Here is an 18,928-nt window from a genome sequence, read left to right as displayed (position 1 = left end):
CGAGCGTTTGTCAAAAGTCTGAAATAGAAATCCCATTTGGGATTTCTATTTCTTTGCTTTTTGGAGAAAATCAACAATTCCCATCGCACAAATATCTAGGTCAAGACCAAGAATTTCGTAAATTTCATGTGTTCTAGGAACATTACGTTTATCAAGGAAGGAAGTGACTTCCTTTAAAATTGAATCCTTAATGACATTCTTATGCTCACTTGGGCTAGCAGTAGGGTTTTTACCAAAGGATTGTTTCCCAGCATCCACAAAAATAGGAAGCCAAAACGTAAGTTGATGAAAGACATCATTCACATTTGTCGACATCCCATAATGTCCAAAATAAATAGCTGAGACTCCAAGTGCTTTTATTTTTTTTACTGATTCAAGCATTTTCTCAGGGTGAAATTGATTCGGTGAAGTCGTTGGCAAATATAATTCAATATGATCCTTTACTAGCTCATGATAATAAATGCCGATGGTATCACCTGTAAATATTCCATTGCTGACAGGATCGTAAATACTAAAGTGGTGATTAGCATGTCCAGGAGTATCAAAAAATACAAGGGTACAATTCGGACCTATCTCAAGTTCTTCCTCATCCTCTTTCACAATTAGTTTTTCTTCGGGAATAGGAATTATTGGATTAAATAAGGTGTCAAAGCTTTTCCCATAAACAGCCCTTGCGCCTGCAATCAAACGGCTTGGTTCAGCCAAATGTCTAGCTCCTTTTGGATGGACGACCACCTTTGCGTTTGGACAATGCTCAAGCAAAAGTCCTGCTCCACCAGCATGGTCTAAATGAATATGAGTTACGATAATATACTCAACATCATTAGGATCAATCTTCAGTACTTTTAAACCTTCTAAAATGTATGAAATGGAGGGACTTGCACTCGTTTCAACTATTGTGATTTTGTTCTCTTTTATTATGTATGAACCTGTACGTGCTTTTCTTCCAAGATCATGTGCATCAATTAAAAATATTCGGTCATTAAGTTGTGTAAGATTTGACATATACTCCTCCCAATTTTTTGTTGTTTCAAAGCTAATTTTATTGTATTGTTACATAGTGGTTATGTAAAGGTATTGAATACAATATTCAGAAAATATTAGTCCGTTCGAAAAAATGGTTAATATCTTGGATAGAAGAGTGGATATTGCTCAATCCTAAAGAAAGAAGTAGGCTTTATGTAATGAAAGGAGAGGCTAATTATGTCACAGTTACAAGGAATCATATCTCGCCTTATAAGCCTTCAGGAAAATGCAAATGGTGGAGAGCCCCCTCAACGTTTTTTTGAAGTAAATGGTGAAAGAAAGTGCAGTGTTAAATACTTTAACAAAACAAGTACATTTGAACTTGAAGTATACCAACAAGGGGAAAAGCCTAAGACATATCAATTCGATAACATTGATATGATTGCAATTGAAATTTTTGATTTAATCAATTAAGTTCGGCACTTTGCCGAGCTTTTTTCTTTAATCTTTCATGGTTATATAGCCTAAATAATACAAGTTATCCTAACAAAATTATGGTAAAATAAAAGAGGAACATTAAGAATAGCAAACTGGCAATATATGAAAATAATTACGATGTGAGGTTGTGAGGCTTACATGTTTGGTCTTCAAAGTGAAAATTTATATGAAACAACAATTAAAAATATGCTAATTCCTGCAGATAAAGTTGCTCATGTACAAATAGGAAATAGCTTAGAGCACGCGCTCCTTGTCCTTACCAAAACCGGTTATACTGCAGTTCCCGTATTGGACCCTAAGTATAAGTTGCACGGATTAATAAGCTCAACTCATATCCTAGACTCAATCCTTGGATTAGAACGAATTGAATTTGAACGTCTAGAAAAAATGAAAGTTGAAGAAGTAATGAATAGGGAGATTCCTCGACTAAATTTAAATGACAATGTTTTAAAAGGCCTACACTTAGTCATTGATAATGCTTTTGTTTGTGTGGAAAATGATGATTTAGTATTTGAAGGGATTTTTACCCGTCGTGCACTCTTGAAACAATTCAATAAACAATTAAAAATTAAATGATTCATCCAAGAGCCTCCATTTTGTCATGGGGGTTTTTTTCTGTTTATAATGAAATGGGGCTAGAAATAAACTATACTATAAGTAAAACTTATGCCTTTTATTCAGGAGGAACGAATGTGCAATTTTCCGAATTTCAATTATTAGTAGTACTCTCATCTGAATTGAACATGCGTAAAGCATCTGAACGCTTATTTGTCACACAACCAGCATTATCTCAACGCTTGCAATCGATTGAAAAAGGATGGAACACGAAAATTTTTATTCGCTCACAAAAAGGTCTTACACCTACACCGGCTGGAGAAAAGATCATTGAATTTGCAAAAGAGGTTGTTGAGAAAGAGGAAAAGATACGTGAACAACTACAAGGACTCAATCAAGAAGTGCATGGAACACTTAAAATTGCGTGTGCGTCTATTATTGGCCAAAATTGGCTTCCAAAAGTACTCAAAAAATATGTCAACAAATATCCGCATGCAAAAATTTCGTTAATTACCGGCTGGAGTAGTGAAATTTTAAAAAATCTATATGATGACACAGTGCATATTGGCATTATTCGTGGTAAACCCGATTGGAAAGGTGCAAAACATCATCTCCTAACAGATACAATGTATTTAGTAGATAAAGAAATCCAGAAAATTGAACAGGTATGGGAAACTGATCGACCGTTTATTCAATTTAAAAGTGACTCAACCTATTATCAAGAAATTCAGGAATGGTGGCATCGTACGTTCCAATCAACACCGCGTCGTACAATTGTAGTTGACCAAATTGAAACGTGTAAACAAATGACCTTAAATGGAATCGGCTATGCCATTCTACCATCTGTCACTTTAAATGATGGAGATACAAAAAATATTTACAAAATCCCATTAATGAATGAAAACAATGAACCAATGAAACGGGATACGTGGCTTGTTGGCTATGATTATGCATTTGAACTTAAACAAGTCCAAGCATTTGTGGAGATGATTAAGGAAAACGTAGAATCTTTATAAGTTCAATTATGAGTACTTGCTGTTAAGAATTCAATCTTCAAATATGTATAGAATAATCACAGTCTAATTGAGACAAATTACATATATGAGGAGGTGGATGATTAATGGCGAAAATTGGAGTAGAAGGTTCATTAACAAATGTTCAGCAGGCTCTTCAAGAAAAAGGCTATGAAGTTATTCAGCTGAAACAAGAAAGTGATGCACAAAACTGTGATTGTTGCGTTGTAACAGGCTTAGATTCAAACGTGATGGGTATGGCTGATACGGTCATGAAAGGACCTGTAATTGAAGCAAACGGATTATCAGCAGATCAGGTTTGTCAAGAAGTGGAGAGCCGTTTAGGACAAGCGTAAATGATGATAGACTTTTAAAAACTAGACTAGGTATTTTACCTAGTCTTTTTAGTGACTAAAATACGCCCCTTTTGCTTAATTTTAAAATAATTAATAAGATTATCTTAATTTGAAAATTTGACACCGTTTTGCTTGAATCGACAGCGGATTTTTTGTTACACTATTCATTGTTGATAGCAATCATCCATGTTTAAACGAAGTGGAAACTGGTTATACTCGAGTACTGGTATGAACGTTATCAATCTACATATAAAAATTATTTGGAGGTCTTACATATGGCAGAACGTATGGTAGGTAAACAAGCTCCTCGCTTCGAAATGGACGCTGTAATGCCAAACAAAGAATTTGGTAAAGTTAGTCTTGAAGAAAACATGAAAAATGACAAATGGACAGTATTGTTCTTCTATCCAATGGATTTTACTTTTGTATGTCCGACTGAAATCACGGCAATGTCTGATCGTTTCGATGAGTTTGAAGACTTAGACGCTGTTGTAATTGGTGCTTCAACTGATACAATCCACACACATTTAGCTTGGATTCACACTGACCGTAAAGACAATGGTTTAGGCGATCTTAACTATCCATTAGCAGCAGATACAAACCATGCTATTTCTAAAGAATATGGCGTTCTTATCGAAGAAGAAGGGGTTGCACTTCGTGGTCTATTCATCATTAGCCCAGAAGGTGAAATGATGTATTCAGTAGTAAATCACAACAATATCGGTCGTGACGTTGATGAAACTTTACGTGTCCTTCAAGCATTACAAACGGGTGGTCTTTGCCCAGCTAACTGGAGACCAGGTCAAGCTACACTTAATGTGTAATTTTATTTAAACAAGGCTAATAAAATTACTTCCTCCCGCGGAGACATGCGATTTTTAAAGGGGATTTTTCGAGCATAAGACCTAAGACTAAGTACGCTACATCCTGTGGCAACGTCTTTGGGACTCACATCATGTGGGCCTGAAAAATTTGGGCACAAATATTCCAATGCGCATTTGATTTAAATAGCCAAAATTGCTTGATGAAGTAAATATAAAAAAGGGCCTAACATGCCGTTAGGCCCTTTATTCGATAATTTGGAGGATAAGAGATATGAAATTACGTGAGCAAATGCCTGAACTTGAAGGTGAAAAAGCTTGGTTTAATGGACAAGTTGATAAATCTGACTTAGTTGGGGATAAGCCAACACTTATTCATTTCTGGTCCATCAGTTGTGGTCTTTGTAAAGAAGCAATGCCCCAGGTAAATGAATTTCGTGACCAATACAAAGACAAATTAAATGTCGTAGCTGTTCATATGCCAAGATCAGAAAACGATCTTGATTTAGATGAAATCAAAAAGGTTGCAGAACAACATAATATCACTCAACCAATTTTTGTTGACAGTGACCTTAAATTAAATGATAAATTTGAAAATCAATATGTCCCTGCATATTATGTGTTTGATAAAGAAGGCAAGCTTCGTCACTTCCAAGCTGGGGGAAGCGGTATGAAAATGCTAACGAAACGTGTCAACCGCGTATTAGAAGAAACAGAAAAAGCGGAATAAGAATAATTAATACACAAAAGACCAAGTCGATATAACTTGGTCTTATTTTTGTGTGTAAAAAATTTGAGATTTTCTGATAATGCACTAGATATTTATTTCGAAAACCGATATATTATATGTTACGTACATTTTTATCTATTTAATGGAAAACAACAGGGGGGAGTTTCATGGAGACCTTTAGGAAATTAAAGGGGTTTTATTGGCCGTATCGTAAGTATTTTTTCTGGTCATTGTTTGCAATGATTTTTGTTACAGGAATTACAGTTGTGTACCCAATCGTGCTTCAAGTCACAATTGATGAAGTCATCAGAGCGGGAAATTATCAACTTGTCCCATATCTTGCATTCGGGTTTATTACCATCATGTTTATAAAAGGAATTGCCACATATTTCAACCAATATCTTGGGGATTTATTTGGAATTACTGCCGTTTATAAAGTAAGAAACGCATTATATGAGAAGCTTCAGCGATTATCTTTTAGCTATTATGATAATGCAAAAACGGGGGACCTCATGTCACGCCTAACTGCGGATGTTGAGGGATTTCGCTTCTTCCTATCCTTCGGTTTTGCTGAATTGCTTCGTTTTACGCTTTTAATTGTGTTCAGTTTGATGGTTATGTTTTCTTATTCAGTTTCCCTTACATTTGTAACAATTATGGCTTTACCGTTTTTAGCAATTGTCGTTTATCGTTTTGATAAACGCGTTCACCCTGCTTTTCGTAAAGTAAGGAAAACATTTGGCCGTTTAAATACCAATGTACAAGAAAATATAAGTGGGATAAATACAGTTAAATCGTTATCAAGAGAAGAGCATCAAATTAACAAATTTAATCGTTCCAATGAGGGTTATCGTGATGTTTCCCTAGCAACATCAGTGATTTGGGCTAAGTTTTTTCCTTTAATGGAGTTTATTGGAAATGTCTGCGTCGTCGCACTTCTATCTTATGGAGGTTATTTAGTCATTGATGGTTCAGTCTCTTATGGGGAACTCGTCGCGTTTTTTAGTTTAGTTTGGTATTTATTAAATCCAATCATGAACCTTGGTTTTATAATCAATATGTTTTCACAAGCGAAGGCTTCAGGTGAACGATTATTAGAAATACTTGAAGCAGATGAAAAAATTACAGATCGAAATCATGTTGTTACTAAAGAGAGATTACAAGGGAATGTTGAATTTAAGGACGTTACCCTGAAGTATACCAAAGATGATGAGGCAGCATTACAATCGATTTCGTTTACAGCTGAACCTGGTAAGATAGTCGGGTTAATTGGAGCAACAGGCTCTGGTAAAACAAGTATCACTCAGTTGATGACGAGATTTTATGAGCCTATTAAAGGGGAAGTTTTTATAGATGGTAAAGATGTTTCGGATTATTCGATTCAAACATTAAGAAGTAATATTGGTTTTGTTATGCAAGAGTCATTTTTATTTTCATCAACCATTCGAGCAAATATTGCATACGGTAGACCTAATGCCTCTATGGAAGAAATAATTGATGCTGCAAAACGGGCACAAGCACATGATTTTATCATGGAGCTTCCTAATGGGTACGATACCATGCTTGGAGAACGTGGTATGGGATTATCAGGAGGACAAAAGCAACGGATTGCTATTGCAAGAGCGATATGTATTGACCCAAGTATTTTAATTTTAGATGATGCCACAAGTGCTGTAGATATGGAAACGGAATTTAAGATTCAGCAGGATTTAAAAGATGTGATGAAAGGGCGTACTACATTTATCATTGCCCACCGAATTTCTTCTCTAAAACACGCGGATGAAATTTTAGTATTAGATGATGGGGTTATTGTGGAACGAGGAACTCATGAGGAATTATTGAAAAACGAGGGTCCGTATCAACGAATTTATGAAATTCAATATAAGGATCAAAAAGTTGTCCTTCAGACACAAGTAGGATAGGTAGGTGAGATATAATGTCAAAGAAACAAAAAAACAATATCAACAACCGCTTCCATTATTCAACTGATCAAGCGATTGAAAAACCATTTAACTGGAAGCAGATGATTAGATTATTAGGATATATGAAGCCATACTCTAAGAATCTATTACCATTATCTATAATAATGGTATTACTTACAACAGCAGTTCGATTAATCGCACCGATTTTAATTGGAAAGTATACCATTGATCATGCCATCGCAAATAAAGATACAAATTTGTTAATCATTTTAGTTGCGACAATTGCTGGGTTGTATGCCATTAACTATGTAGCTAATATTTTTCGAATCAAATGGACGAATATGCTTGGTCAAAATATTATTTACGATTTACGAAAACATCTATTTACACATGTCCAAGGGCTTTCGCATCGATTCTTTGATCAGCGATCAGCAGGTTCCATTCTTGTTCGAATCCTTAATGATGTTAACTCCCTTCAGGAATTATTCACAAATGGGGTCATCAATCTATTAATGGATTTTGTTCTTTTGTTTGGAGTTATCTTTATTCTCTTTGGATTAAGTCCAAAGCTTACATTAGCCATTTTAATTATCTTGCCGTTAATGGTCTTAATTACAACAAAATTAAGAAGGAAAATAAGAAGATCCTGGCAAACAGTACGGATTAAACAATCCATGCTCAACTCGCATTTGAATGAAAGTATTCAAGGAATTCGTGTAACACAGGCTTTTACCCAGGAAAAAGAAAACATTGAGTTTTTCGATGGAATCAATAATGAAACCTTTGAAAGCTGGAGGGATGCAACTCAGAAAAATGCAATGTTCCGTCCCTTTGTTGAAATGACAAATGCGGTCGGAACGGCGATACTAATTTGGTTTGGGGCTATGCTTATTCAGGCTGATGGATTAACAATAGGGGTTTTTGTTTCCTTTGCATTTTATTTAGGAATGTTCTGGGAACCTATTTCACGGTTAGGTCAAGTATATAATCAATTATTAGTAGGTATGGCTTCATCTGAACGAATTTTTGAATTTATCGATGAAAAACCAATAGTCGGTGAAAAAGAAAATGCAATTGATTTATCAGATATGAAAGGGAAGGTAGAATTTGATAAAGTTGAATTTGCCTATGATGATAGCCGGAAAGCGTTAAAAGGCATCTCCTTAACAATTGAACAGGGTCAAACCATTGCGCTCGTTGGTCATACCGGCTCAGGCAAAACGACAATCGCCAACTTGATTAGCCGTTTTTATGATGCAACAAGTGGTGAGGTAAGAATAGATGGAATCAATATAAAAGATTTATCTCTTCAAAGTGTTCGTTCTCAAATTAGTGTTGTCCTACAGGATACATTTATTTTCTCTGGAACGATAAAAGACAATATTCGATTCGGTAGGCCTGATGCAACAGATGAAGAGATAGTGGCCGCTGCCATGGCGGTTGGTGCTCATCCGTTCATTGAGAAACTTGTAAATGGATATGATACGGAAGTTGAGGAAAGAGGAAATATACTATCAGTCGGTGAAAGACAATTATTATCGTTCGCACGTGCTCTTCTTGCAAATCCGAAAATATTAATTTTAGATGAGGCAACTGCGAGCATTGACACTGAAACTGAAGTGAAAATCCAAACCGCTTTAAAACAGTTATTAAAAGGACGTACTGCAATCATTATTGCCCATAGACTATCCACAATCCGTGAAGCTGATACTATTTTTGTATTGGATCATGGGGAAATTATTGAACAAGGAAATCATAACGAATTAATGAAGATGCAAGGAGAGTATTTCGGGTTAGTAAAAGCACAGTTTAAAATGCTGGAAGCAATATAGTGATAACAATGAAAGGATTACTTGGTTAATCCTTTCATTTTTTATTTTTTGATTGTGAGTTTTGTGGGCGGAAGTGGTACTTCCACAATGGTGACAACTTATGTTAAAATCAATGGTATCATCAAATTGATGGGGGAATTGCAGTGAATAAAAAGGAATTTGCAGTTATTGGTCTTGGTCGTTTCGGGGGGAGTATTTGCCGCGCATTGAGCGAAGAAGGCATGGAAGTAATGGCCATGGACATTGATGAAGATAAAGTGAATGAATTTACAACAATAGCCTCTCATGCTGTTGTGGGTGATTCCACGGATGAATCTGTCCTCAAAAGCATTGGGATCCGTAATTTTGATCTTGTCATTGTTGCAATTGGAGATAACCTAAAGGCAAGTATATTAACAACAATTATCCTTAAGGAATTAGGAGTTAAACAAATTTGGGTAAAAGCACAAAATGACTATCATGAAAAAATATTGAGTAAAATTGGTGCAGATCGAATTGTACATCCAGAACGAGACATGGGAAAACGAATTGCTCACAATATTATTTCAAACAATGTTTTAGATTATCTGGAGCTTTCAGATGAACATAGTATTATTGAAATTGTTGCAGGGCATAAAATTAATGGAAAATCCTTAATCGAACTAGATGTTCGTGCAAAATATGGGGTAACCATAGTGGCGATGAAAAGGGGAAAGAACATCATTGTGTCACCGCAAGCCACCGAGCAAATTCATAAAGGGGATATCCTAATTATTATTGGAGCTGATACCGATATCAGTCGTTTTGAAAAAAACCTTATCGTAGAATAAACGTCTCAATTGAGGCGTTTTTTTATTTAAAAACCCACTGAGTAAAAACACCAGTGGGTAATCAACATTGAATATATTGAATATAAGGACTTATACCTCCATGATGATTGGTAAAATCATCGGGCGGCGCTTTGTCTTTTCATATAAGAAAGGAGCAAGCGTATCTGTGATTTCATTCTTAATCTCTGACCATTGTGTAGTACGACGTTCCATTACCTTATTTAAATGCTTTGTAATTAGACTTTGTGCATCGTTTATTAAATCACCGGATTCGCGCATATATACAAATCCACGAGAAATTAAATCAGGTCCTGCAGCTATCTTAAAGTCCTTCATATTAATACTAACGACAACAATGACAAGTCCTTCTTCAGATAGAATGCGACGGTCACGTAGTACAATATTTCCTATATCACCAATACCACTACCATCGATATATACATTACCTGAAGGAATTTTACCTGCTACAGCAGCTTCATTCTCGCTTAACGCAAGAACCTCGCCGTTATCCATAATAAAGCAGTTTTCCTCAAGTACACCACAATCAACAGCAGACTTAGAGTGCATTTTCTGCATTCTAAATTCACCGTGAATGGGCATAAAATACTTTGGTTGCATAAGTCGGAGCATTAATTTTTGCTCCTCTTGGCCCCCGTGGCCAGATGTATGGATGTCGCTAAGTGGCCCGTGAATCACATCGGCCCCAGCACGGTAAAGCATATTAATAATCCGACTAACACTTAGTGTATTCCCTGGAATTGGAGAAGATGAAAATACGACTGTATCCCCAGGAATAATTTGAATTTGTCTGTGTGTACCATTCGCAATCCTTGAAAGGGCTGCCATTGGTTCACCTTGGCTTCCTGTACATAAAATAACGACTTTATTAGCTGGAAGACGGTTGATTTGGTTTGCATCCACAAAAGTGTCTTTTGGACATTGAATGTAACCTAAATCATATCCAATTGTGATTGCCGACTCCATACTTCTTCCAAAAACTGCAATTTTTCGGTCGTTTTGGACAGCGGCTTCAACGACTTGTTGAAGGCGATGAATATTGGATGCAAAAGTGGCGAAAATGATTCGACCATCTACCGTACGAAAAATATCCTGAATACTTTCGCCGACTCGTCTTTCAGACATAGTGAAATGTGGTATTTCAGCATTTGTACTATCGGAAAGTAAACATAGAACCCCTTCTTTTCCGATTTCAGCCATTTTTTGGAGGTTTGCAGGCTCCCCAACTGGTGTAAAATCAAATTTAAAATCTCCCGTATGTACGATTTGTCCAGGAGGGGTCTTAACCACAACTCCATAGGAATCGGGGATGCTATGGGTGGTTCTGAAAAATGTGACCGATGTTTTGCGGAATTTGATAATGTCATCTTCCTTAATTTCAATGAGCTTTGCCTGGCGGAGTAGTCCGTGCTCTTCTAATTTATTTCGAATTAACCCTAAGGCAAGCTTCCCACCGTAAATCGGTATATTAATTTCACGAAGCAAATAAGGAATACCACCAATATGGTCCTCATGACCGTGGGTGATAAATAACCCTTTAATTTTTTCCTCGTTTTTCACAAGGTAGCTGTAATCAGGAATAACATAATCTATCCCTAACAGCTCGTCCTCTGGAAACTTAATTCCAGCATCAATCAGGATAATCTCATCCTGAAACTGCACGCCATAAGTGTTTTTACCAATTTCCCCGAGTCCACCTAAGGCGAAAACAGCTGTTTGATCATTTTTTACAAATTTCATAATTCATCAAATCTCCAATACTTTATAATCTTCATTTATTTTTTCATATTCAAGATAGGCCCCTTCCACCTTTTGAATATATTCAATGTTAATTTTCAGTTCCTTTAATTTTTTGCGGACCTCAACTTGAGATTCTCCCTCAACAAACATAGATTTTGTATTTTCTCTTACTGCAACTTCATTAGCATCTTCTTGATAGTAAACTTTAAAAATCATTGCCAAATCTCTCCTTAATTTCCGAAAGTTAGAGTAACTTTTTCTATTATATAAAAATATAACATGATTTTCATGTTTTTTCTTATATTTCCTAAATAATTCTTATCTAAGGTATTACGAATAGGTATTACGAGGGGGAAGTAGGGGTGAATATTTGACTTTTAAATAGAGTCGGTAATTTTCTTAAAACTTATCATCCGTACACCTAAAGGTTAATTATAACATTAATCAAAATAATAGTATATAACGAAGCCCTCCTATAAGAAGGGCTTATGCATGTTTTAAGCAATTGATTTCCTTTTTAATAAATCTTGCCATTGCTTAATTAATTTTTTCCGTAACTTTTTTAGCATGACTATCATCTCCTTTTTTTTAGACTTTAAACATTCGTAACGACGCGATTGTTTTGAATTTGTCCTTATTATGTGGTAAAAAGGTTTTGATTATCATGTCAAATAATTGGAAGTTCACAAAAAAATACCGATATGCTTTCACACGCATATCGGCACTTTTTGTTAACGTTCAATTTTAACTCCATTTTCTGGTTCATCAAATGGGTTTTCCTCATTTATATGATCATAAAACATAACGCCATTTAAATGATCAATCTCATGCTGAAAACAAATGGCAGGCAAACCTTTTAGTTTCACAGTTATTTCTTCTCCATCAAGTGTTGTCCCTTTAACCGTTATTTTTGCATAGCGCGGAACATAGCCTGGTACAATCCGATCAACAGATAAACACCCTTCACCACTGGTTAAATAGCTTTTTTTAACAGAATGACTAATGATTTTCGGATTGAATAGAGCATAACTATATAGCTCATCATTCTCATCCCGAAGATGTACTGCAATCATTCTTTTCGAAATATTAATCTGTGGAGCAGCAAGTCCAATACCTGGTCTGAGCCCATATTTCTCAGCAATCTCAGGATCTTGACTGTTTTTAACATATTCCAATAAATTTTCTAAAGTTTTTCGGTCTTCCACAGAGGCTGGTAGTGGAACCTCTTTTGCAACTTTTCGTAAAGTTGGGTGACCCTCTCTAATAATATTGTCCATTGTAATCACATATATCACTTCCTGATTCTGATGCTAATGTATTTTTAGTTTATCAAAGGTTCCGCTATTTTGAAACGAAAAGTAGAGCAATAGGTCAGTTCTAAAGATAGGACAAACTCATATATTTAAAATGAGATTTTACCAAAAATATGTTATGAAATCGTATTATTATATAGTATATTGGTAGTAGTTAAGGGGGAGCAGATAGTGAAAAATAAAACGTTTAAAATTGTATTTCTTTTCATTTGTATGAGTTTTTTCTTAATGGGGTGTATGGGCGGCCCGTCGCCTGAGGAACAAATGTACGAGACTTTAGAAAAAGTTGTCACGCTGGAAAAAGATTTTGAAAAGGAACAAGATCCTTTGGTTGAGCTCGAGAAAAAAGAGAAGGAGCTTTACGATGAAATTTTAACACTAGGCATGAAAGAATTTGATCAAATTGTTACCTTGTCTAATGAAGCATTATCAATCGTAGCTGATCGTGAAAAAAGAATCGACAATGAACACGAAAGTATTAAAGCTTCGAAAAAGGAATTTCAAAAGGTTGAATCCATTATTACCGAAATAAAAGAAGATAGTGTAAAGAATGAGGCGAAAGATTTAGTTTCTTTAATGAATCAACGTTATGAGAGCTATGAGGAATTGTTTGCTTCTTACAATGAAGCAATTGAACAGGATAAAACACTATATGAAATGTTCCAAAACAAAGAATTAACACTAGATGAGCTAGAGAAACAAATTAATCTAATTAATGAGACATATGAAAAAGTTGTTGCAGCAAATGAAACTTTTAATAAACTGACTGACCAATACAACAAAGCTAAAGTTTCATTTTATAAAAATGCTGGACTAGAAGTTGTATTTAAAGAGGAAGAATAAAATAAAGTTCGTGAAAGGGCTACCATCGTTGGTGGTCCTTTTGTTTTGAGGTGTTTTGGGGAGGTTTTGAAGAAAAACATTAAAACATCTACTTAAAAATAGTACAGATGATAAATGTGTACTGATACAGTTTCTTAAAAAGGGAAATGATGTAAAATATAAAAATTCATGTTGATAAGTTAAAAACAGCAAACAAACCATTTGACGTGTGTAACACGTTGTTGTACACTTGGAAATGGATAGAGAGCAGTTGTATTAATTGCTTTACTAAAATAATTAATACAGCTTTATTTAGGAGTCAGAATATCCTTTTCGAGCATTGCTGAAAATCATTACATCTAAAGACCTTGTCCAGATGGATAAAAAATGTCTTTGAAAAGATATATTTTTGGGTAACCTAATGCTGTATGTTTTGTATCATTTTTAACTTTATAAGTGTTTTTTCACTATAATAAAGTTGAAGAATCTAGGTGATTTTCACCAGAGGCATGTGATTAAAGAAAATAGGGTAAGAAAGGAAGCGAGAAGAAGATGGCTGTAAAAGCAAATGTCTTTGATTTACAAGGGCAACTGGATAAGGTTGCAGAAAACTTTCCTATGTTACAGATCTTAAATGAAGATGGAGAAGTAGTAAATAAATCTGCTGTTCCTGATTTAAGTGATGATCAATTAAAAGAATTAATGAGAAGAATGGTTTATACAAGAATTCTTGACCAACGTTCTATTTCATTAAACCGTCAAGGGCGTTTAGGTTTCTATGCACCTACTGCAGGTCAAGAAGCATCTCAACTTGCGTCTCAATTTGCTTTAGAGAAAGAAGATTTCATTTTACCAGGTTACCGCGATGTTCCTCAAATCGTTTGGCATGGATTACCATTATATCAAGCGTTTTTATTCTCACGTGGACATTTTCATGGGAACCAAATTCCTGAAGGAGTTAACGTAATCTCTCCACAAATCATCATTGGGGCACAATACATACAGTGTGCTGGTGTTGCATTAGGTATGAAAAAACGTGGTCAGAAATCAATTGCGATTACTTATACCGGTGACGGTGGTACTTCACAAGGTGACTTCTACGAAGGTATTAACTTTGCTGGAGCATTCAAAGCACCTGCAGTTTTCATTGTTCAAAACAACCGTTTCGCAATCTCTACACCAGTTGAGAAACAATCTGCAGCTCATACTCTTGCTCAAAAAGCAGTAGCAGCTGGTATCCCTGGAATCCAAGTTGATGGCATGGATGCACTTGCTGTTTATGTAGCAGTTAAAGAAGCTCGTGAACGTGCTATTAACGGTGAAGGTCCTACACTAATTGAGACTCTAACTTACCGTTATGGTCCACATACAATGGCTGGAGATGACCCAACTAGATATCGTACAGCTGAACTTGACAATGAATGGGAAAAGAAAGATCCACTTGTTCGTTTCCGTAAATACCTTGAAGGAAAAGGCATTTGGAACGAAGAAATTGAAAACCAAATCATTGAAGAAGCAAAAGAAGATATTAAGAATGCCATTAAAAAAGCAGACGAAACACCTAAACAAAAGGTTACTGACCTTATTTCACATATGTACGAAGAGCTTCCTTTAAACTTAGAGGAGCAAATGGAAATCTATAAAGCGAAGGAGTCGAAGTAAGCCATGGCGCAAATGACAATGATTCAAGCAATCACTGATGCGTTACGCACAGAATTAAAGAATAACCCAGATGTCTTAGTTTTCGGTGAAGACGTTGGAGTTAACGGCGGTGTGTTCCGTGCTACTGAAGGTCTTCAGGCTGAATTCGGTGAAGATCGCGTGTTTGATACACCACTTGCTGAATCAGGTATTGGTGGGCTTGCGGTCGGTCTTAGTTTGCAAGGCTACCGTCCAGTACCAGAAATCCAATTCTTCGGTTTTGTATATGAAGTGATGGATTCGATTAGTGGTCAATTAGCTCGTATGCGTTATCGTTCAGGTGGCCGTTACACAGCTCCTGTAACTATTCGTTCACCTTTTGGTGGTGGGGTACATACTCCTGAATTACACGCAGATAGCTTAGAAGGTTTAATTGCTCAACAACCAGGTGTAAAAGTGGTAATTCCATCAACACCATATGATGCAAAAGGACTTTTAATCTCTGCTATTCGTGACAATGATCCTGTTGTATTCCTTGAGCATATGAAACTTTATCGTTCTTTCCGCCAAGAAGTACCAGAAGGTGAATATACGATCGAACTTGGTAAGGCAGAAGTGAAGCGTGAAGGTACAGACATTACAATGATTTCTTACGGCGCAATGGTTCATGAGTGCTTAAAAGCTGCTACTGAATTAGAAAAAGAAGGCATCTCTTCAGAGGTTATTGACCTTCGAACTGTTAGCCCATTAGACATTCCAACAATCATTGCTTCAGTTGAAAAAACTGGACGAGCTATCGTTGTTCAAGAAGCTCAGAAACAAGCAGGAATTGCAGCAAACGTAGTTGCTGAAATTAATGATCGTGCTATTTTAAGTTTAGAAGCTCCAGTATTACGTGTAACTGCACCTGATACAGTATATCCATTCTCACAAGCAGAATCAGTTTGGTTACCAAACTTCAAGGATGTAATCGAAACAGCGAAAAAAGTAATGAACTTCTAATTTAAAAGAAATCATATTGAGGGACTATATCCCTGTAAGCTAAATAAAGCCTTTGGCGTATGAAGTAACTAAATAATTATTTCAACTATGAGTCATGCGCCGAGGCATTTTTGACATGAAATTGACTATTAGGAGGCGAAAACCGTGGCATTTGAATTTAAGTTGCCAGATATCGGTGAAGGTATCCATGAAGGTGAAATCGTAAAATGGTTTGTAAAACCAGGCGATCAAGTAGAAGAGGACGATGTCCTTTGTGAGGTTCAAAATGATAAAGCAGTAGTAGAAATTCCTTCTCCTGTTAAAGGAAAAGTTTTAGATGTACTAGTAGAAGAAGGAACTGTTGCCGTTGTAGGTGATACACTAATTAAATTTGATGCTCCTGGATATGAGGATCTTCAATTTAAAGGTGATGAATCGGACGAGGCTCCTAAACAAGAAGCTCAAGCGGAAGCAACAACTGAAAATGCTCCTGAAGCAACTGCACCAGCAGCAGATGTGGACGAAAATCGTCGTATCATTGCAATGCCTTCAGTTCGTAAATATGCACGTGAAAAAGGAATTGATATTAAAAAGGTTGCAGGTACAGGTGATAATGGTAGAATAATGAAGTCGGATATTGATGCGTTTATTTCTGGTGGTGCACCAGTTGCAACAGATACACCATCAGCTGAAGCTTCAAAAGCAGCACAAGAAGCAGATAAAGCTCCTGCGAAACAACCAATTCCTGCAGGTCAGTACCCAGAGACTCGTGAAAAAATGAGTGGAATCCGTAAAGCAATTGCTAAAGCAATGGTCAACTCAAAACATACTGCTCCACACGTAACATTAATGGATGAAGTAGATGTGACAGAGTTGGTTGCACATCGTAAGAAATTTAAAGCTGTTGCAGCTGACAAAGGTATTAAATTAACTTACCTACCATATATCGTGAAAGCTTTAACCGCAGCATTACGTGATTTCCCTGCGCTAAATACATCACTTGATGATGCAACTAACGAGATTATTCACAAGCACTACTTTAATATTGGTATTGCTGCTGATACAGAAAAGGGTCTACTTGTTCCTGTTGTTAAAGATGCGGATCGTAAATCTATTTTCTCTATCTCTAATGAGATTAACGAATTAGCAGGTAAAGCTCGTGATGGTAAGCTTGCTCCAGATGAAATGAAAGGTGCTTCATGTACGATTAGTAACATTGGTTCTGCTGGTGGACAATGGTTCACTCCAGTTATTAACCACCCTGAAGTTGCCATTCTTGGAGTAGGACGAATTGCTGAGAAACCGGTTGTTAAAAATGGTGAAATTGTTGTAGCTCCAGTCCTTGCTTTATCATTAAGCTTCGACCACCGTATGATTGATGGTGCTACTGCACAAAACGCACTCAACCAAATCAAACGTTTGTTAAATGATCCACAATTATTATTAATGGAGGCGTAATTCAACATGGTAGTAGGAGATTTCCCGATTGAAACAGACACAATAGTAATTGGTGCTGGACCTGGTGGATATGTTGCAGCTATTCGTGCAGCACAACTAGGACAAAAAGTTACCATTGTAGAAAAAGACACTGTTGGGGGGGTTTGTCTTAACGTTGGATGTATCCCATCTAAGGCATTAATCTCCGCTGGACACCGTTTTGAAACAGCAAAAAATTCTGATTCAATGGGAATCAAAGCTGAAAATGTTACACTTGACTTTTCAAAAGTTCAAGCATTTAAAGATGGTGTTGTAAAGAAATTAACTGGTGGGGTTGCAGGACTACTTAAAGGCAATAAAGTTGACGTTGTTAAAGGGGAAGCATATTTCGTTGATGCAAACTCTTTACGTGTAATGAGCGAGAGCTCTGCACAAACTTACAATTTCAAAAACGCAATTATTGCTACTGGTTCTCGTCCAATCGAGATTCCATCATTTAAATATTCAAAACGCGTTCTTGATTCAACAGGTGCATTAGGACTTAAAGAGGTACCAGAAAAAATCGTTATTATCGGTGGCGGTGTTATCGGTATCGAACTTGGTGGAGCTTATGCAAACTTTGGATCACAAGTAACAATCCTAGAGGGAGCAGATGACATTCTTCTTGGTTTTGAAAAGCAAATGACTACACTTGTGAAAAAGAACCTAAAGAAAAAAGGCGCAGAAATCATCACCAAAGCATTAGCTAAAGGTGTTGAAGAAACTGAAAATGGCGTTACTGTGAAGTATGAATCTAAAGGTGAAGAACAATCAATCGATGCAGATTATGTATTCGTAATGGTAGGACGCCGTCCAAACACTGATGAGCTTGGATTAGAGCTTGCGGGTGTTAAAATGAGTGAAAGAGGAGTAATTGAAATCGATAAACAATGCCGTACAAGCGTAAGCAATATCTTTGCTATCGGTGATATCGTTCCTGGACCTCAATTAGCACACAAAGCGTCATATGAAGGTAAAATTGCAGCAGAAGCTATTGCAGGACAACCTTCTGAAATCGACTACTTAGGAATTCCTGCTGTTGTGTTCTCTGAACCTGAACTTGCTACTGTTGGTTACACTGAACAACAAGCAAAAGAAGAAGGAATTGAGATTGTAGCAGCTAAATTCCCGTATGCAGCAAATGGCCGTGCACTAGCTCTTGAAGCAACTGACGGTTTCGTGAAGCTAATTACTCGTAAAGAAGATGGACTTTTGATCGGTGCCCAAGTCGCTGGTGAAAGTGCATCAGATATTATTTCTGAATTAGGTCTTGCAGTTGAAGCTGGTATGACAGCTGAAGATATCGCAATGACAATTCACGCTCACCCAACACTTGGTGAAATTACAATGGAAGCAGCTGAAGTTGCACTTGGCACACCAATTCACATTGTAAAAATAATCAAAAAAACAAAAAAAATCGCTCCAATCGGAGCGA

General features: G+C 36.5%; 18 protein-coding genes. 14 read left to right on the top strand and 4 right to left on the bottom strand.

The annotated features are described in order from the left end of the window. Nucleotides 1-45: 45 nt before the first annotated feature. Nucleotides 46-1,005 carry an MBL fold metallo-hydrolase gene (locus BTHG_RS04580; protein WP_010282863.1) on the bottom strand — a complete coding sequence of 320 codons (960 nt, stop codon included), beginning with the start codon at nucleotides 1,003-1,005 and terminating at the stop codon, nucleotides 46-48. A 198-nt stretch (nucleotides 1,006-1,203) separates the two neighbouring features. Between BTHG_RS04580 and BTHG_RS04575 the strand changes: the two genes are divergently transcribed. The 9 genes from BTHG_RS04575 to BTHG_RS04535 all read left to right on the top strand — a co-directional run bounded on the left by BTHG_RS04575 (nucleotide 1,204) and on the right by BTHG_RS04535 (nucleotide 9,502). Continuing rightward, a complete protein-coding gene (locus tag BTHG_RS04575) occupies nucleotides 1,204-1,440 on the top strand; it encodes a YkuJ family protein (protein WP_010282860.1) in 237 nt (78 codons plus the stop codon). Nucleotides 1,441-1,602: 162 nt separating this feature from the next. Next, complete coding sequence (gene cbpB / locus BTHG_RS04570; protein WP_010282858.1) at nucleotides 1,603-2,040, top strand: cyclic-di-AMP-binding protein CbpB; 438 nt, start codon at nucleotides 1,603-1,605, stop codon at nucleotides 2,038-2,040. A 116-nt stretch (nucleotides 2,041-2,156) separates the two neighbouring features. Beyond that, nucleotides 2,157-3,035 carry a LysR family transcriptional regulator gene (locus BTHG_RS04565; RefSeq protein WP_010282856.1) on the top strand — a complete coding sequence of 293 codons (879 nt, stop codon included), beginning with the start codon at nucleotides 2,157-2,159 and terminating at the stop codon, nucleotides 3,033-3,035. A 104-nt stretch (nucleotides 3,036-3,139) separates the two neighbouring features. Beyond that, nucleotides 3,140-3,388 carry a YkuS family protein gene (locus BTHG_RS04560; RefSeq protein ID WP_010282854.1) on the top strand — a complete coding sequence of 83 codons (249 nt, stop codon included), beginning with the start codon at nucleotides 3,140-3,142 and terminating at the stop codon, nucleotides 3,386-3,388. A 275-nt stretch (nucleotides 3,389-3,663) separates the two neighbouring features. Next, nucleotides 3,664-4,212 (top strand): peroxiredoxin, encoded by a 549-nt coding sequence (locus BTHG_RS04555; RefSeq protein WP_010282852.1) that lies wholly within the window; start codon nucleotides 3,664-3,666, stop codon nucleotides 4,210-4,212. A 271-nt stretch (nucleotides 4,213-4,483) separates the two neighbouring features. Then, on the top strand, nucleotides 4,484-4,939 hold the full coding sequence (locus tag BTHG_RS04550; protein ID WP_010282850.1) for a TlpA disulfide reductase family protein: 456 nt from the start codon (nucleotides 4,484-4,486) through the stop codon (nucleotides 4,937-4,939). A 167-nt stretch (nucleotides 4,940-5,106) separates the two neighbouring features. Beyond that, nucleotides 5,107-6,861 carry an ABC transporter ATP-binding protein gene (locus BTHG_RS04545; protein ID WP_010282848.1) on the top strand — a complete coding sequence of 585 codons (1,755 nt, stop codon included), beginning with the start codon at nucleotides 5,107-5,109 and terminating at the stop codon, nucleotides 6,859-6,861. A 14-nt stretch (nucleotides 6,862-6,875) separates the two neighbouring features. Then, nucleotides 6,876-8,693, top strand: a complete 1,818-nt coding sequence (locus tag BTHG_RS04540; protein WP_010282846.1) for an ABC transporter ATP-binding protein — start codon at nucleotides 6,876-6,878, stop codon at nucleotides 8,691-8,693. A 143-nt stretch (nucleotides 8,694-8,836) separates the two neighbouring features. Then, nucleotides 8,837-9,502, top strand: a complete 666-nt coding sequence (locus BTHG_RS04535) for a potassium channel family protein (RefSeq protein ID WP_010282843.1) — start codon at nucleotides 8,837-8,839, stop codon at nucleotides 9,500-9,502. Nucleotides 9,503-9,592: 90 nt separating this feature from the next. Here BTHG_RS04535 and rnjA read toward each other — a convergent pair whose 3' ends face one another. The 3 genes from rnjA to def form a co-directional block, all read right to left on the bottom strand. Continuing rightward, nucleotides 9,593-11,260 (bottom strand): ribonuclease J1, encoded by a 1,668-nt coding sequence (gene rnjA, locus BTHG_RS04530; protein WP_010282840.1) that lies wholly within the window; start codon nucleotides 11,258-11,260, stop codon nucleotides 9,593-9,595. Between the two features lie 6 nt (nucleotides 11,261-11,266). Next, nucleotides 11,267-11,476 carry a DNA-dependent RNA polymerase subunit epsilon gene (locus BTHG_RS04525; RefSeq protein WP_010282838.1) on the bottom strand — a complete coding sequence of 70 codons (210 nt, stop codon included), beginning with the start codon at nucleotides 11,474-11,476 and terminating at the stop codon, nucleotides 11,267-11,269. 515 nt (nucleotides 11,477-11,991) lie between these two features. After that, a complete protein-coding gene (gene def / locus BTHG_RS04520; protein WP_010282835.1) occupies nucleotides 11,992-12,546 on the bottom strand; it encodes a peptide deformylase in 555 nt (184 codons plus the stop codon). A 198-nt stretch (nucleotides 12,547-12,744) separates the two neighbouring features. On the opposite strand from def, the gene BTHG_RS04515 reads away from it, so the two are divergent. From BTHG_RS04515 to lpdA, 5 genes are all read left to right on the top strand, one after another. Then, complete coding sequence (locus BTHG_RS04515; RefSeq protein ID WP_010282831.1) at nucleotides 12,745-13,416, top strand: YkyA family protein; 672 nt, start codon at nucleotides 12,745-12,747, stop codon at nucleotides 13,414-13,416. A gap of 531 nt (nucleotides 13,417-13,947) precedes the next feature. Beyond that, a complete protein-coding gene (gene pdhA, locus BTHG_RS04510; RefSeq protein WP_010282830.1) occupies nucleotides 13,948-15,057 on the top strand; it encodes a pyruvate dehydrogenase (acetyl-transferring) E1 component subunit alpha in 1,110 nt (369 codons plus the stop codon). A 3-nt stretch (nucleotides 15,058-15,060) separates the two neighbouring features. After that, complete coding sequence (locus BTHG_RS04505) at nucleotides 15,061-16,038, top strand: alpha-ketoacid dehydrogenase subunit beta (RefSeq protein ID WP_010282829.1); 978 nt, start codon at nucleotides 15,061-15,063, stop codon at nucleotides 16,036-16,038. A gap of 144 nt (nucleotides 16,039-16,182) precedes the next feature. Then, a complete protein-coding gene (locus BTHG_RS04500) occupies nucleotides 16,183-17,475 on the top strand; it encodes a dihydrolipoamide acetyltransferase family protein (RefSeq protein WP_010282827.1) in 1,293 nt (430 codons plus the stop codon). Between the two features lie 6 nt (nucleotides 17,476-17,481). Then, nucleotides 17,482-18,928, top strand: a 1,447-nt coding sequence (gene lpdA, locus BTHG_RS24245; protein WP_010282826.1) for a dihydrolipoyl dehydrogenase, incomplete at its 3' end; no start/stop codon positions are given.

Source organism: Bacillus timonensis (assembly GCF_000285535.1).
In the GTDB taxonomy this organism is placed as follows: domain Bacteria; phylum Bacillota; class Bacilli; order Bacillales; family Bacillaceae_L; genus Ferdinandcohnia; species Ferdinandcohnia timonensis.
This window is presented reverse-complemented; position numbering and strand designations above follow the sequence as displayed.

Bases quoted from the DNA above. Each gene is read 5' to 3' on its own strand.
- BTHG_RS04580 (WP_010282863.1), bottom strand. From the start codon at position 1,005: ATGTCAAATCTTACACAACTTAATGACCGAATATTTTTAATTGATGCA.
- BTHG_RS04575 (WP_010282860.1), top strand. From the start codon at position 1,204: ATGTCACAGTTACAAGGAATCATATCTCGCCTTATAAGCCTTCAGGAA.
- cbpB (WP_010282858.1), top strand. From the start codon at position 1,603: ATGTTTGGTCTTCAAAGTGAAAATTTATATGAAACAACAATTAAAAAT.
- BTHG_RS04560 (WP_010282854.1), top strand. From the start codon at position 3,140: ATGGCGAAAATTGGAGTAGAAGGTTCATTAACAAATGTTCAGCAGGCT.
- BTHG_RS04555 (WP_010282852.1), top strand. From the start codon at position 3,664: ATGGCAGAACGTATGGTAGGTAAACAAGCTCCTCGCTTCGAAATGGAC.
- BTHG_RS04550 (WP_010282850.1), top strand. From the start codon at position 4,484: ATGAAATTACGTGAGCAAATGCCTGAACTTGAAGGTGAAAAAGCTTGG.
- BTHG_RS04545 (WP_010282848.1), top strand. From the start codon at position 5,107: ATGGAGACCTTTAGGAAATTAAAGGGGTTTTATTGGCCGTATCGTAAG.
- BTHG_RS04540 (WP_010282846.1), top strand. From the start codon at position 6,876: ATGTCAAAGAAACAAAAAAACAATATCAACAACCGCTTCCATTATTCA.
- rnjA (WP_010282840.1), bottom strand. From the start codon at position 11,260: ATGAAATTTGTAAAAAATGATCAAACAGCTGTTTTCGCCTTAGGTGGA.
- BTHG_RS04525 (WP_010282838.1), bottom strand. From the start codon at position 11,476: ATGATTTTTAAAGTTTACTATCAAGAAGATGCTAATGAAGTTGCAGTA.
- pdhA (WP_010282830.1), top strand. From the start codon at position 13,948: ATGGCTGTAAAAGCAAATGTCTTTGATTTACAAGGGCAACTGGATAAG.
- BTHG_RS04505 (WP_010282829.1), top strand. From the start codon at position 15,061: ATGGCGCAAATGACAATGATTCAAGCAATCACTGATGCGTTACGCACA.